We start from the raw sequence: 14,830 nt of genomic DNA on the forward strand, positions 1-14,830 counted from the left end.
CACCTGCGGGCTCCCGATACGGTCGTCCCGTGAACGTCCCGAACACCACTCCCGAACTCTTCACCTGGGAATTCGCCGGCGACCCGTATCCGGCCTACGCCTGGCTGCGCGAGCACTCCCCCGTCCACTGGACGAAACTTCCCAGCGGGGTCGAGGCATGGCTGGTGACCCGCTACGCCGACGCACGTCAGGCGCTCGCGGACGGGCGGCTCTCGAAGAACCCCGAGCATCACGCCGAGGACGCGCAGGGCAAGAGCAGGACCGGTATTCCGGGTGAGCGCAGCGCCAATCTCATGACGCATCTGCTCAATATCGACCCGCCGGACCACACCCGGCTGCGCCGCCTCGTCTCCAAGGCGTTCACCCCGCGCCGGGTGGCCGAATTCGCGCCGCGGGTGCAGGAGTTGACGGACGACCTCATCGACCGGTTCGCGCCGCACGGCGAGGCCGATCTGATCCACGACTTCGCCTTCCCCCTCCCCATCTACGCGATCTGCGATCTGCTCGGCGTGCCGCGCGAGGACCAGGACGACTTCCGCGACTGGGCGGGGATGATGATCCGCCACGGCGGCGGGCCGCGCGGCGGTGTCGCCCGCTCCGTGAAGAAGATCCGCGGCTATCTCGCCGAACTCATCCACCGCAAGCGGGGTGACCTCGGCGAGGACCTGATCTCGGGCCTCATCCGCGCCTCCGACCACGGCGAGCACCTCACGGAGAACGAGGCCGCCGCGATGTGCTTCGTGCTTCTCTTCGCCGGCTTCGAGACCACCATCAACCTGATCGGCAACGGGACCTATGCGCTCTTGCGCAATCCCGGGCAGCGGCAGCGGCTCCAGGAGTCGATCGGACGCGGTGAGGGCGCACTGCTCGACACCGGTATAGAGGAGCTGCTCCGCTACGACGGCCCGGTGGAACTGGCCACCTGGCGCTTCGCCACCGAGCCGCTGACCATCGGCGGGCAGCGCATCGCCACCGGCGACCCCGTCCTGGTCGTCCTGGCGGCGGCCGACCGCGACCCGGCACGCTTCTCTCAGCCCGACACGCTCGATCTCTCCCGCCGGGACAACCAGCACCTCGGATACGGCCACGGCATCCACTACTGTCTCGGCGCCCCCCTGGCCCGTCTCGAAGGCCGCACCGCCCTGGAGACGCTGCTGCGCCGGCTGCCCGATCTGGAGCTCGCCGCCGATCCCGCCGAGCTGCGCTGGCGGGGCGGGCTCATCATGCGCGGGCTACGAGACCTGCCCGTGCGCTTCACCGCCGTCTGAGCGGATCCGGCCCTCCGTCTCCTTGATCGCGTCCCGGTAGGCCCGGGCTGCCGCCCGCAGCGCGGCCTCCGGGTCCACGCCCTCCGCCTCGGCGCGCACCGCCAGCCCGAGCAACTCGTAACCGACGCCCTCGGCTCGGGGCAGCGGAACCTCAAGGCCGGCCGTCCGCACCCGCGACGCCAGCTTCGCCGCGAGGGCCAGGCCCGGCTGGCCCAGCGGGACGCCCTCCGTCACCGAGGTGCGCTGCTTCTCGACCGCCTTGGTGCGCAGCCAGTGCTCCTTGACCTCCTCGGGCGTGGCGGCGGTCTCGTCACCGAAGACGTGCGGGTGGCGGTGGATGAGCTTGGTGACGATGCCGGCGGCCACGTCGTCGACGGAGAAGGGGGCGTCCGGGTCCTCCTCGGCTATCCGCGCGTGGAAGACCACCTGGAGCAGGACGTCGCCCAGTTCCTCGCGCAGTTCGTCGCGGTCGCCCTCCTCGATCGCTTCGACGAGTTCGTACGCCTCCTCGATGCCGTACTTCGCCAGGCCCTTGTGGGTCTGCCGGGACGACCACGGGCACTCGGCGCGGATGCGGTCCATGACCTGGACGAGGTCCAGGAGGCGGGCGCCCGGGAGGTCGTAGGAGGCGGGGAGCAGCTCCAGTTCCGGCATCTGTATCCGTCCGGAGCCGGCGAGGCGGGCCAGGCCGTCGGTGAGGGCCGGCTCGCCCTCGCCGGTCGCGACCACCACGACCGTACGGCCGCCCGCGCAGGTGTCGACCAGCTCCTCGGCGGCGGGGGCGGCCTCGTCCACCCGTATGCCCGCCTCCCGCAGATACGGCAGCTGCGGGTGGGTGCCGTCCGAGCACAGCACGCGGTCGGCGGCGTGCAGGGCCTGCCAGGCGGGCCAGGACAGCAGGCCGGGCGCGACGCGGTGGCTGGTGGTGAGCAGGACGATGCGGCCGGGGGCCTGTCCGGAGCTGGTTGCGTTCACGATCCGAACGTAACGCACACCGCCGACAGCCCCGGAAGTTGTCCACAGGGCCGTGGTCCGCCGGGTCGCTGTCCACAGGGGCGGCGGCTCTGGAGGACCGTTACGCCGTCTGCTGCGTCCCGGTCGCCGTGACCTCTCGCACCCAGGGGGTCGTCGCGTCGACGCGACTGCTCTTCTGGACGTCCCAGGTGCCGTAGCGCGGGTTCAGGTCGACGTGGAGTTCCCTGGACGCCTTGGACAGGGCGTTCCAGAAGGCAGGCTTGCTGGTGTCGGCGCCGAGGGCCTGGGCCAGCTTCTGGGCCTCGAGCTGGAGGCGCAGGTTCTCGTCGAGGCGCTGCGGGGCGACGCCGTACTGCTGGAGCCAGGCCGTCTGGAGGGCCTTGGAGCCGCCGACCTGCTGCTCCAGGCCCGTGCGCATCTGCTGGACCTCCTTGGGCGTGACGCTCACGCCCGCGTCCTGGGCGGCGCGGTGCAGTACCCGGTCGATGACCATCCCGTGCAGGGTGTCGCGGGTGAGTCCGGCGGTCTGCGAGACGGCCTGCTTGTACTGCGCGTCGTCCTTCACGGCCGCCCGCTGCGCCGCGCGCACCTCGTTCACCCGGGTCTGAAGCTGCGCCACGGTGATCCGCTGACCGCCGACGACGGCTGCCGCACCGGGGTGCGCACCGCTTCCGCAGGCGGTCAGGGCGGGGGCCGCGGCGGCGATCGCGGCGGTGAGGACGAGCGCGGTGCGACGGCGGCGGTGCAAGGAAGCCTCCCGAGGAGATTGTGCGACGGTGCACAAAGTCTTGCGGTGATCGATGGTAGGCAGTGGGTCGGCTGTGGCCAACCCATTCGACCAACGATTCACCGCGACTTCGGGCACCGTCGCGCCTCGGCGGGGGCCGGGGCTCAGCCGGTGATGGCCACCGGGGCGTCCCATGCGTCGCGGTCCACGGTGATCGTGTAGCCGTTCCGCGTCTCCTTGCTGTTGACCAGGTACTGGTGACCGCGGCTGTGGTTCGTGTACTGGGTCGAGCCGAACGGCCAGTCCGTGGTCGTGGTGTTCTGGTTGTCCCACAGGGCGTACCAGAGGTTGCCCGGCAGGTCGGTCTTGTCGGTGGCGTTCGCGATGGCCTTCGCGCTGGAGCTGGTGAAGCCGTAGTAGCCGGCGCGGTAGACCTTGGCGCGCAGCTCCTTGTCGAAGGCGCGGACATAGGTGAGCACGGCGTTGTTGCACGACGTGTTCGTGACGTCGTACGACTCCATGTCCAGGTAGATCGGGCTGCCGGCCTTCATACCGAGCGCCGATGCCTTGGCCACGGCGTCGTCCGCGTCGGTCTTGCCGAGGGAGGCGGCCGTGGTGGCGGTGATCTTCTCGGGGCTGGAGCCGGACTGGCAGGGCGGCTGGGCGCCGACGTAGAGCGGGATGAGCTTCCAGCCGACCGTGCTGACCGACTTCACCCAGGAGGCGGTGAGGTTGGGCTGGGAGCAGCCGCGGTTCCTGCCGCCGACGTAGACGGCCGCGGCGCCGTAGAAGCCGGTGTGCCAGGCCTTCATCGCGGCCAGGGAGGGGGCGGCACAGGTGTCGAAGGCGCGGCCGGTGTACGTCTGCTGGGCGGGCCAGGTGGTGGCGGCCATGGAGCTCTGCGCGGCGAGGCCGGCTCCCGCGACCACGGCGGCACCGGCGGCGGCCCAGGTGATGTATCTGCGCTTCTTGGACTGCCGATGGCCTGCCATGTGTACCCCACCCCTGGTTGTGCGTCGGCTGCATTGTGCGTTGCCAGGCGTGCTGCGTTGCCTGGCGTAAAACGAACGGAAACGTATCCGGACCCGGTCATGCTTTCGGGAAAAATAAGCCCCCGAGGATCACAATAATCCCTCAGGGCTCGGTAAAAACTAACCTCGCACCTGCCCCAACCACCCCAGAGTGCGGCGGATTTCGGCCGCGAGCGGGTGGCCGGGGCCGCGCAGGCGCTCCACGTCGAGCAGGAGCCGGGCGAGTGTGTCGTGCGCTGCTGCGCGGTCGCCGAGGGCGAGCAGGAGGTGCCCGATGCGGCGGCGGACGTCGTGGGCGAGCTCGGGGTCGCCGGCCACGTACTGGTTCTCGTAGTACGGCAGCAGCGCGCGGTACTCGGCGAGCGCGGCCGCCGGTTCACCGAGGGACTCCAGGCACTGGGCGGCCTCGTAGCGGAAGCGCAGCGACTGCGGGTCGGCCTGGCCCGCCTCGGCGGCGCGTTCGTCGGCGAGGCGGCGCAGTTCGGGCAGTGCGCGCCGGTACTGGCCGTCGTCCATGAGGGTCGCCGCGTACTGCTTGCGCAGGGTGCGGACGACCGGGGAGTGCTCGCCGTGCTGTTCGGCGGCGGCCGGCAGGATCGCGCCGAGGATGTCGACGGCCTGGGTGATGCGGCCCTCGCCGAGGAGTCGCTTGACCTCGTCGACGGCCCGGGCGACGTCCGGTTTCTCCGCCTTCTCCACGGGCGGGGTGACGGGCGCGAGCCGGGGCGCGGGCGTGCGCGCGCGGTCCGGCCAAGGGGCGTGCGGGCGCAGGAAGGGGCGGGTGGGGTCGAGGGGTGCCCCGGTGGGCGTGCCGCGCGCGGGCAGCAGCAGCTCCAGGTGGTCGTAGACCTCCTGGGCGGAGGCGGGGCGGTGCTGCGGGTCCTTGGCGAGCAGGCGCAGGACCAGGGCTTCGAGCGCCTCGGGGACCTCCGGGCGGATACGGCGCACGGGGACCGGGGGCTCGTACAGGTGCCGGTGCAGTACGCCGAGTGCCGTGGAGCCCGCGAACGGCACGTCGCCGCTGAGGAGTTCGTGCAGCAGCACCCCGAGCGCGTACAGGTCGGTGTACGGGCCGACCGCGCCGCCCATGGCCTGCTCGGGCGCCATGTAGGCGGGCGAGCCGATGGGGGTGCCGGTGTGGGTGAGCCGGGTGGTGTCGGCGTCCATCACGGAGGCGACGCCGAGGTCGAGAACGGTGACCGTGCCGTCCTGCTTCACCATCACATTGCGGGGCTTGAGGTCGCGGTGGACGATCGGCACGGCGTGCACGGCGCTCAGCACGGCGCACAGTTGCGCGGCGACGGCGACCGCCCACTGCCACGGGTACGGATCGTGCTCGGCGAGATGGTCGGAGAGGTCCGCGCCGTCGACGTACTGCATGACGAGGAACAGTTCCTCGCCCTCGCTGCCCGCGTCGTGCACGGTGACCAGGCCGGGGTGGTCGACCTGCGCGGTCACCCGGCACTCGCGCACGAAGCGGCGGCGCAGCTCGTCGGCCTCCTGCCCGGCCACCTTGTCGGGGCGCAGCAGCTTCACCGCGACGCGCCGGTCGAGCCGCCCGTCGTACGCCGTCCAGACCTGGCCCATGCCGCCCTGCCCGATCAGCGTGGACAGCGCATAGCGGCCGGCGACGACCCGTCCTGCCGCCACGGTCACCTTCCGCCCTCGTGGTTGCCGTCGGAGTGGCCCGGGTGCTGGCGCAGATAGTCGCTGAGCTCGTCGAGTTCGGCGCGCACCTGGTCGATACGGGCGGGCGCGGGGCGCTGCGGCGGCGGGGGCGGCGGTACGGGCGTGGAGGGCGCGGCCACCACGGGCGTCTGCGGGAGCGTGGCCGCGTACGGCGACGGGGGCTGCGGGTAGCCGTAGCCCATGCCCGGGGCCATCGGGTGGCCGGTGGGACCCGGCCCGAAGTGACGTATGTCCGCGTAGAGGTAGTAGCCGGCGCACGCCACGGCGTTCAGCAGCAGGATGATCATGCCCGCGTTGCCGTTCGGGGTGCTGTAGTCGTCGGTGTGGTCGGTGCTCAGGAAGGCGAAGCTGATGCCGAGGACCACCACCGAGGCCGCGAAGATCCACCAGTCGGTGGCCCTGCGGGTCACGATCGCCGCGCGGAGCGTCGCCACCCAGGCCAGGAATCCGATGCTGAGCAGCGCCACCGCCACGAAGATCACACGCAGCAGGACCAGCACCCCGGTCGAGGGTCGACGGGGCGGAGGCGCGGCGTAGCCGTGGCCCTGCATGGCTGCTCCTGGAGGCCTGGTGGGGACGAACGTGAGTACCGGCGCGAGTACCGAGTCCGAGCGTATAGGCCGACAAGGACAACGCGTCCCGGGTTGTACCGAACCGTTGTGCGCTGGTCAGGTCCCACGAACGGGAACGCGCCGGTCCGGTCGGTCGGTCCGGTCAGTCCGGTGCGACCGTCCCGTCCGTCAGCCCGTCGTACATCCCGCGCACGAGTTGCTCTCCGAGGCGGCCCGCGTGCCGCAGGGCGCGTTCGAAGTCGTCGAGGGCGCGGAAGCGTTCGCCGTAGCGCCGCTGTTCGTCCATGGGGAGGCGGGGCAGTTGGAGGCGGCGCACGTCGAGGCGGGTGGCCGTGGACGCGTAGCTGCTGGCCTGGCGGTTGTTGGCGGTGCCGCGCAGGAAGCCGGCGAGGAACCAGGGGTCGAGCGCCGTGGGATCGGGGCGCAGGAGGACGAGGTTGCGTCCCAGGGCGGCGCCCGCGGTGGCGTCGTCGATCACGCGCGCGACCGAGCCGCCGCCGAGCACCGGCACGACGACGTCGCCCGGCTGCGTCAGCACGGCGTCCTCGTCGCTCTCGGGCAGGGCGCCGGAGGGGGCGGTCTGGGCGAAGACGTCGTGGTCGGTGAGGACGGGCACGCGCGCGTGGCCGCCGTTTCCGCCGGTGCGCAGCACCAGGGCGCCACCGCGGGCGAGTTCACCGACGGTGGTGACCGGCCAGCGGGGCGCGGGCTGTGCGTGGCCCGCGGGCGGCGGGGTGAGGTCGGCGGCCAACCGCAGGGTCTCGCCGAGGCGTTCGCGTACGGCGGTGAGCGCGCCGGCGCCGTCGGCCACGGCCGGGGGCGGCAGATGGCGGGCCGGGGCGAGGTCGACGTCGTCGTCGAGGAGGTCGATGACGGGGAGGGAGCGGGCCAGGCCCGGGCGTTCGTCGAGCCTTCCGGCACGGTCGAAGGCGACCCAGGCGTCGAGCACGGCCTCGCGCACGGCCCGCCAGTCGGGGCCGCCTCGCCCCTCGGTGGCGTACTGCCCGGTGTCGGCGAGCAGCACCTCGGGCTGCGCGGGCGCCTTGTCGGGGCGGCGCAGCACCCACAGGTGGAGCGGGATGTTGTACGGGGGTGCCGCGCCGAGGGGCAGGGCGACGACGGCGCGCAGTGCGCCGCGGCGCAGCAGGTCGGCGCGGATACGGCGGCCGGAGCGGCGGGAGGCGGCGGCGGGCGGCATGAGCAGGACGGCGGTGCCGCCGTCGCGCAGGCGGGCGAGGGCGTGCTGGGCCCAGGCCAGCTCGGATTCGTTGCGGGCCGGGAAGCCGTACTCCCAGCGGGGGTCGTAGGCGAGTTCGTCGTGGCCCCAGTTGCGTTCGTTGAACGGCGGGTGGCACAGGACGGCGTCGGCGCGCAGCCCGGGGTAGGCGTCGGCGCGCAGCGTGTCGCCCGCGGCGCCGCGCACGGTCGCCGGCGTGTGCAGGGCGAGGCGCAGCGCGGTGAGCGCGGCGAGGTCGGGGGCGCTGTCCTGGGCGTAGAGCTCCTGGTCGGGTCTGGGGGTGACGGCGCGCAGCAGGGCGCCGGTGCCGCAGGCGGGGTCGAGGAGGGTGCGGGCGGTGCCTGCCAGGTCGGCCATGAGGCCGGCGAGTTCGGCGGGGGTCAGCGTGTACTGGCGGGGGTTGGCGTCGAGGTGGCGGCCGAGCAGGAACTCGAAGGTCTGGCGGGCGCCTGATGCGGCGGCGAGTTCGGCGACACCGCGCAGGAGGGGGGCGGAGGGGAGGAGTTGGGGGCCGGAGGGGGCTTGCACGGCGGGTGGTGTGGGGGCGGAGGCGGGAGTGTGGGCGGAGGCAGGAGTGTTCACAGCCAGCTGGGAGTTCACAGGCAGCGGGGAGTTCACACCCGGCGCCGCGCCTTCGGCCGATCCGCCGTGAACACTGCGCCCTCGAACCGCCGCACCGAAGCGCGGCACCAGGACGTCCTCCAGCGCGCCCGTCAACATCGCCGCCAGCCGCTCGTCGGACCCCGCGCTCGCCTCCAGCCAGGCCGTCGGCCGGTCGTGGATGAGCAGCAGGGCGCAGCCGGCGTGGGTCAGTGCCGTGACGGGGCCCTCGGGATGTCCGGCGAGTTGCTGCCAGACGCGTTCACGCAAAGGCACCTCGGCGAGTTTGCCCTGCTTGCGCAGCCAGGCCTCGATTTCGGCGAGCGCGAAGGACGGGCTCGTCTCGGTGCCGCCGACGGGCTTGGGGAAGTCGGCGTGGCGGCGGCGCCAGTTGCTGACGGCGGCGCGGCCGACTCCGGCCAGCCGTGCGATCCCGGCGGCGGTCACCTCTGTCGCGTTGTCCTGCACCCGCCGGCTCCCCTCGTAGTCACAGTGTGACGCCGAGCATACCGACGCGCGCAAGATCCATGCATTCACGGCCGTGTACATACTCGCCCCCGTGAACCGTGTTGACTCGGTTCACAAGCTCTGCTCTTATTGACCCAGCGAACACCGTGAACGGCAGCCGCCGGGCAACGGCAGTCGCCACATCCGAACGTCCAAGGGGGGACTTCGCCATGGGCATGAAGGGCAAGCTTGCGCTGGGCGCCGTCGTGGGGGTCGTGGTCATCGGCGTCGTCACGGCGAACGCAGGTGACAAGGCGCAGCCCGGGCGACGCCTACTTCAAGACCACCGGCTGCGGTGACTGGAAGAAGGCGGCCCGCCCTGCCCCTCCTGTGACCGCCGGGGCGCGGCCCGGGCACCGGGCCGGCGCCGGCTCACCGCCCCCCACCTGGGGTTCGGCCGCCCCACCCGCACGCTTACCATGACCGCTCGCCGCTCACCGAGCCGTTCCACCGGCTTCCACGGGCGGCCCCACTCCCCACGCCCCGGGCCGCCTCCGGCCCTTGCACGGCATGCCGTGCGCTCCCCCGTCAACTCCATCCTCTGAAGGACTGTCATGCGTCTCTCGCCTCGTGTCGCCACCCTGTTCGCCGTTGCGGCACTCCCCCTGGCCCTCACCGCCTGCTCGTCCGGTTCCTCCTCCGACCAGGGGGGCGGGGCTTCCTCCGACAAGGCGGCCGCGGCCAAGGCGAAGGACCCCAACGCCTCTCTGCCCACCGGTACGGAGCTGAAGAAGGCGCTGGCACCCGCTTCGGCCTTCCCCGCCGGGCTCACCATCGAGGCCGACGGTTCCTCGGACACCGGCGGCACCCTCCTCTCCCCGTCCGCCAAGAAGAGTGCGAAGCCGGACTGCACCAGGCTGGAAGCCACGTCCTGGATCCAGGTGAGCGGCTACAAGGGCGGCGTGTCGTTCGCGCAGAACGACTACGCGAGCAAGGACAAGACGCAGGAGGTCGCCCAGGAGATCGACACCTTCCAGGGCACCACGGCCGCCGCGGTGATGAAGAGCCTGCAGTCCGTCGCCGCCGAGTGCGCCACGTTCACGGACACCGACGCGCACGCCAAGGTGAAGCTCACCGGCAAGTCCGCCTCCGGGCTCGGGGACGAGGCCTACACGATGAGGCTGACGAGCAGCACCTGGCAGAACGGCACCACGCTGATCGCGGCCCGGTCCGGCAACTCGGTGGTCACCGTGCTGTCCACGGCGGGCAGCGACAACGGCGCCGCGTCCGCGAAGAAGGTGACGACGACGGTCCTCGCGGCGCTGAACAAGCAGGCGTAGCCGGGCCCCCGGCCCGTCCCCGTCAGCCGGCGCGGAACCGGGCCGGCGCCTCGGTCGGGTTGCCGCCGGAGGGGAGTTTCTGCCCCGGGCAGGTCCTGAGGACCTTCTCCATCGCGGCCTTCTCGGCGGCGGTCACCCACAGCCCGTACTTCTTCTTCACCGCGACCTGGGCGGCGACATAGGTGCACCGGTAGGCCTTGTTGGGCGGCACCCAGGTCGCCGTGTCGCCGTCGCCCTTGGCGCGGTTGATGCTCGCGTCGACGGCGAGGAGGTTGAGCGGGTCGTTGGCGAGGGCTATGCGCTTGCGCGCATCCCAGTACTTGGCGCCCTTCTGCCAGGCGTCGGAGAGCGCGACCATGTGGTCGATGTCGACGAGGCTGCGGCCGCGGCGGTAGGTCACCTTCTGGCCGGAGTACGGGTCCGACTCCAGGACTCCGTAAGACACCTTGCACTTGCCGTCACTGAACTTCACCTCGTCCAGGTCCCGTTTGAGGACGTCGTCACGGGTGTCGCAGCTGTTGGAGTCGGTGTCCGCCCAGGCGGCGCCGAACCTGTCCCGGGAGTAACCCGTCTTCGGCGCGCGCCCCTTCACGGTCAGCGACTCGGCGGCCGTGAGGGCCGCACCGCCGCCCCCGGTCTCCTGCGGCCCGCCGGATCCGGTCTTCGTCCCGGCCTTGCATCCGGCCACGGCGCACACCAGCACCATGGCGGCAGCCGCCCCACCCCTCAGACGCCTCATGGAGCGCCCTCCCCTTGCCTGCGCGATCCACCCCCGCACGGGTGGTCTCCTCTCGTACGAATTTCCCGTACGACTGTCCGCACACCGTAGCGAGCGGGCGCACGGAGGCATTCACGAGGTCCAGACCAGAAGCGACCCAGTGGGCGTTTGTCACACAAGGGACGTATCGTCGTTCCTGAGTCACCTCGGGAAGGAGCTCTGGATGGGCATCTTCGACAGGTTCAAGAGCAACCGTCAGGCGCAGGACAAGGCCAAGGAAATGTCCGACGCCGCGGAGCGGAAGGTCAACGAGAGAACGGGCAACAAATACGAGAACCAGGTCGACGACGCCCAGCAGCGCATCGAGGGGCAGCTCGGCATGGATCGCGGCAGGCCCGAACAGCCGTAGGTCACACAGCAGCCGTCCGCGGAATCCGCCTCCCGCGGACGGCTTCCTTGCGCAGCGGGACGGCTACGACCCCAGGATCGACGTCAGGAACTCGCCCACCCAGCCCAGCAACTCCCGCCCGACCAGCGGCTTTCCACCCACCTTCGCCGTCTTCGGACGCGGTACCAGCACCTGGTGGACGGCCGGCTTGATGACGGTCCCCGGGTACAGGCGCTTGACCCTGAGCTCCTGGGACTCCCGGAGCTCCACCGGTGCGAAGCGGATGTTGTTGCCCTGCAGGACGATCTCGCCGACCTCGCAGGCGCGGGCGAGCATCCGCAGGCCCGCAACGAGCAGCAGGTTCTCCACCGGTTCGGGCAACTTGCCGTAGCGGTCGACGAGTTCCTCGCGCACGGACTTGATGTCCTCCTCCGTGTTGGCGGAGGCGATGGCGCGGTAGGCCTGCAGGCGCAGGCGCTCGCCCGGCGCATAGTCGTGCGGGACGTGCGCGTCGACGGGGAGCTCGATCTTGACCTCCAGGGGCGGCTCCTCCTCCACCCCGCCCTCCAGGGAGGCCCGGTAGTCCGCGACCGCCTCGCCGACCATACGGACGTACAGGTCGAAACCGACGCCCGCGATGTGGCCGGACTGTTCGCCGCCGAGGAGGTTGCCCGCGCCGCGGATCTCCAGGTCCTTCATGGCGACGTACATGCCGGCGCCCATCTCGGTGTGCTGGGCGATCGTCGCCAGACGCTCGTGGGCGGTCTCCGTCAGGGGCTTCTCCGGCGGGTACAGGAAGTAGGCGTAACCGCGCTCGCGGCCGCGGCCCACCCGGCCGCGCAGCTGGTGCAGCTGGGAGAGGCCGAAGTTGTCGCCGCGCTCCACGATCAGGGTGTTGGCGTTGGAGATGTCGATGCCGGACTCGACGATCGTGGTCGAGACGAGGACGTCGTACTTCTTCTCCCAGAAGTCGACGACGACCTGTTCGAGGGTCGACTCGGACATCTGGCCGTGGGCGGTCGCGATGCGCGCCTCGGGGACGATCTCACGCAGCCGGGAGGCGGCCCGGTCGATGGACTCGACCCGGTTGTGGATGTAGAAGACCTGGCCCTCGCGCAGGAGTTCGCGGCGGATGGCGGCGCCGATCTGCTTCTCCTCGTACGGCCCGACGAAGGTCAGGACGGGGTGGCGCTCCTCCGGGGGTGTGGTGATCGTCGACATCTCGCGGATGCCGGTCACGGCCATCTCCAGGGTCCTGGGGATGGGGGTCGCGGACATCGTCAGGACGTCGACGTTGGCGCGCAGCTTCTTCAGCTGTTCCTTGTGCTCGACGCCGAAGCGCTGCTCCTCGTCGACGATGACCAGACCGAGGTCCTTGAACTTGGTCTCCGAGGAGAAGAGACGGTGGGTGCCGATGACGACGTCCACCGAGCCCTCCCGCAGCCCCTCCAGGACGGCCTTCGCCTCCGTGTCGGTCTGGAAGCGGCTGAGCGCCCTTACGTTGACGGGGAATTGGGAGTAGCGCTCGGAGAACGTCCCGAAGTGCTGCTGCACGAGAAGGGTCGTGGGGACGAGGACCGCGACCTGCTTGCCGTCCTGTACGGCCTTGAAGGCGGCCCTCACCGCGATCTCCGTCTTGCCGTAGCCGACGTCGCCGCAGATCAGGCGGTCCATGGGGACCGACTTCTCCATGTCCTCCTTGACCTCGGCGATGGTGGTGAGCTGGTCGGGCGTCTCCGCGTACGGGAAGGCGTCCTCCAGCTCGCGCTGCCAGGGGGTGTCCGGGCCGAAGGTGTGGCCGGGGGCGGCCATGCGCGCGCTGTACAGCCTGATGAGGTCGGCCGCGATCTCCTTTACGGCCTTCTTCGCACGTGCCTTGGTCTTCGTCCAGTCGGCGCCGCCCAGGCGGTGCAGGGTGGGGGCCTCGCCGCCGACGTACTTGGTGATCTGCTCCAGCTGGTCGGTGGGGATGTAGAGACGGTCGCCGGGCTGGCCGCGCTTGGCGGGGGCGTACTCGACGACGAGGTACTCGCGGGTGGCGCCCTGCACCGTGCGCTGCACCATCTCGATGTAGCGGCCGACGCCGTGCTGCTCGTGGACGATGTAGTCGCCCGCCTCCAGGGTGAGCGGGTCGATGGTCTTGCGGCGGCGGGCCGGCATCCGGGCGCCGTCCTTGCCGGCGGCCTTCTGGCCGGACAGGTCGGTCTCGGTCAGGACGGCGACCCTGAGCGCCGGGTCGACGAAGCCGTAGTCGATCGAGCCGCACGCCACGTGAACGACGGACGGGGAGATCGCCCCGAGCTCCACGTCGAGGCGGGCGGCGATGCCCTCGCCGCCCAGCACCTCGACCGTGCGGGCCGCCGGGCCGTGGCCCTCGGTGACGAACACCGTGCGCCAGCCCTCGGCGAGCCAGCCCTTGGTGTCGGCGAGGGCCTTGGCGGTGTCGCCGCGGTAGGTCTCGGGGGCGTGCATGCCGAGCTTGAGGGTGTCGCCCGCCGCGTCAGCGGCATATGTCAGCGTGAGGTCCTCGTCCGCCGCGAAGGGGGAGACCGACCACCACATCATGTCCAGCTCGCGGGCCCGGTCACGGACGTCCGCGATGGACCAGAGTGATGCGGCGCCGACGTCGATGGGTGCCTCGCCGCCGCCGGCCGTGGCCGCCCAGGACGCCTGGAGGAACTCCTGGGAGGTCGCGACCAGATCGGCGGCACGTGTGCGTACCCGCTCCGGATCGCATACGACGGCCATGGCGCCCTTGGGCAGGACGTCGATCAGCAGCTCCATGTCGTCGACCAGGACGGGGGCGAGGGACTCCATGCCCTCGACCGCGATGCCCTCGGCGATCTTGCCGAGCAGTTCGCCCAGCTCCGGATGCTGTTCGGCGAGGGTGCGCGCACGCGCGCGTACGTCGTCCGTGAGCAGGAGTTCACGACAGGGCGGCGCCCACAGGCCGTGCTCGGCGACTTCGAGGGAGCGCTGGTCGGCGACCTTGAAGTAGCGGATCTCCTCGACGTCGTCGCCCCAGAACTCCACGCGCAGGGGGTGTTCCTCGGTGGGCGGGAAGACGTCCAGGATGCCGCCTCGTACGGCGAACTCGCCGCGCTTCTCGACGAGCTCCACGCGCGCGTACGCGGCGGCGGCGAGGGATTCCACGATCTCGTTCAGATCGGCGGTCTGCCCGGTCTTCAGTGCGACCGGTTCCAGGTCTCCCAGGCCCTTGACCTGCGGCTGCAGCACGGACCGTACCGGCGCTACGACGACGGAGACCGGGCCGGTCTCGGGGTCGTCGGGGCGGGGGTGGGCCAGGCGGCGCAGCACGGCGAGGCGGCGGCCGACGGTGTCGCTGCGGGGGCTCAGCCGCTCGTGCGGGAGTGTCTCCCAGGAGGGGTAGTCCACGACGCGGTCCGGCGGCAGCAGCGAGCGCAGGGCTGCGGCCAGGTCCTCCGCCTCGCGTCCGGTCGCCGTCACCGCGAGCACGGGGCGGCCGGTCTCGCGGGCGAGGGCGGCGATCGCGAAGGGTCGGGCGGCGGGGGGGCCGACGAGGTCGATGTGCATGCGGTTGCCGTCGGTGGCCGCCTTGACGGCTTCTGCGAGGGCGGTGTCCTTGACGACGGCGTCGAGCAGACCGTGCAGGCTCATTCGGGGCGGCTTTCGTCCGGGGGTGGGCAACGCGAATCGCCCGACGCGGTGACCGGCCGGGGGTCTCCAGCGTACGTCGATGCCCGGGCGGACGTCGGGGGCTGTGGACAACGCCCCCGCCGCCCCTACCCGTCCCGTCCCTGGGGGCTGCGCCCCCAGACCCCCGCTTTCGGCCTGAACGGCCTCGTCCTCAAACTCC

The 14,830-nt window shown here is 71.6% G+C and carries 12 protein-coding genes; 4 read left to right on the forward strand and 8 right to left on the reverse strand.

The genetic code is table 11. The features are described from left to right. Positions 1-29: 29 nt before the first annotated feature. Positions 30-1,268: a cytochrome P450 gene (locus AB0N07_RS38500; RefSeq protein WP_365843409.1), complete on the forward strand. Its 1,239-nt coding sequence runs from the start codon at positions 30-32 to the stop codon at positions 1,266-1,268. Here the strand turns inward: AB0N07_RS38500 and AB0N07_RS38505 are convergent. From AB0N07_RS38505 to AB0N07_RS38530, 6 genes are all read right to left on the reverse strand, one after another. Then, a complete protein-coding gene (locus tag AB0N07_RS38505) occupies positions 1,233-2,243 on the reverse strand; it encodes a nucleoside triphosphate pyrophosphohydrolase (RefSeq protein ID WP_365843411.1) in 1,011 nt (336 codons plus the stop codon). The two genes, AB0N07_RS38500 and AB0N07_RS38505, sit on opposite strands and share 36 nt — an antisense overlap. 100 nt (positions 2,244-2,343) lie before the next feature. Continuing rightward, positions 2,344-2,991 (reverse strand): SurA N-terminal domain-containing protein, encoded by a 648-nt coding sequence (locus AB0N07_RS38510; protein WP_365843413.1) that lies wholly within the window; start codon positions 2,989-2,991, stop codon positions 2,344-2,346. Positions 2,992-3,134: 143 nt separating this feature from the next. Further along, entirely contained in the window at positions 3,135-3,962 is an 828-nt protein-coding gene (locus AB0N07_RS38515; RefSeq protein WP_365843415.1) for a glycoside hydrolase domain-containing protein, read from the reverse strand. Positions 3,963-4,121: 159 nt separating this feature from the next. Further along, positions 4,122-5,615, reverse strand: a complete 1,494-nt coding sequence (locus tag AB0N07_RS38520) for a protein kinase (protein ID WP_365843435.1) — start codon at positions 5,613-5,615, stop codon at positions 4,122-4,124. 38 nt (positions 5,616-5,653) lie between these two features. Beyond that, positions 5,654-6,241, reverse strand: a complete 588-nt coding sequence (locus AB0N07_RS38525) for a hypothetical protein (protein WP_365843417.1) — start codon at positions 6,239-6,241, stop codon at positions 5,654-5,656. A gap of 163 nt (positions 6,242-6,404) precedes the next feature. Further along, on the reverse strand, positions 6,405-8,567 hold the full coding sequence (locus AB0N07_RS38530) for an N-6 DNA methylase (protein WP_365843419.1): 2,163 nt from the start codon (positions 8,565-8,567) through the stop codon (positions 6,405-6,407). A gap of 215 nt (positions 8,568-8,782) precedes the next feature. On the opposite strand from AB0N07_RS38530, the gene AB0N07_RS38535 reads away from it, so the two are divergent. Continuing rightward, positions 8,783-8,905 carry a hypothetical protein gene (locus AB0N07_RS38535; protein ID WP_365843421.1) on the forward strand — a complete coding sequence of 41 codons (123 nt, stop codon included), beginning with the start codon at positions 8,783-8,785 and terminating at the stop codon, positions 8,903-8,905. A gap of 255 nt (positions 8,906-9,160) precedes the next feature. Next, positions 9,161-9,886 (forward strand): hypothetical protein, encoded by a 726-nt coding sequence (locus AB0N07_RS38540; RefSeq protein WP_365843423.1) that lies wholly within the window; start codon positions 9,161-9,163, stop codon positions 9,884-9,886. Between the two features lie 22 nt (positions 9,887-9,908). On the opposite strand, the gene AB0N07_RS38545 is transcribed toward AB0N07_RS38540, so the two are convergent. After that, complete coding sequence (locus tag AB0N07_RS38545; RefSeq protein WP_365843425.1) at positions 9,909-10,625, reverse strand: HNH endonuclease family protein; 717 nt, start codon at positions 10,623-10,625, stop codon at positions 9,909-9,911. 202 nt (positions 10,626-10,827) lie between these two features. Between AB0N07_RS38545 and AB0N07_RS38550 the strand changes: the two genes are divergently transcribed. Then, positions 10,828-11,013 carry an antitoxin gene (locus AB0N07_RS38550; protein ID WP_365843427.1) on the forward strand — a complete coding sequence of 62 codons (186 nt, stop codon included), beginning with the start codon at positions 10,828-10,830 and terminating at the stop codon, positions 11,011-11,013. Between the two features lie 63 nt (positions 11,014-11,076). On the opposite strand, the gene mfd is transcribed toward AB0N07_RS38550, so the two are convergent. Then, the gene (mfd, locus tag AB0N07_RS38555; RefSeq protein ID WP_365843429.1) at positions 11,077-14,631 is read right to left on the reverse strand and encodes a transcription-repair coupling factor; all 3,555 of its coding nucleotides are present in this window, start codon (positions 14,629-14,631) and stop codon (positions 11,077-11,079) included. Positions 14,632-14,830: the final 199 nt, after the last annotated feature.

Origin of the sequence: Streptomyces sp. NPDC051172 (assembly GCF_040682555.1) — a bacterium.
In the GTDB taxonomy this organism is placed as follows: Bacteria; Actinomycetota; Actinomycetes; order Streptomycetales; family Streptomycetaceae; genus Streptomyces.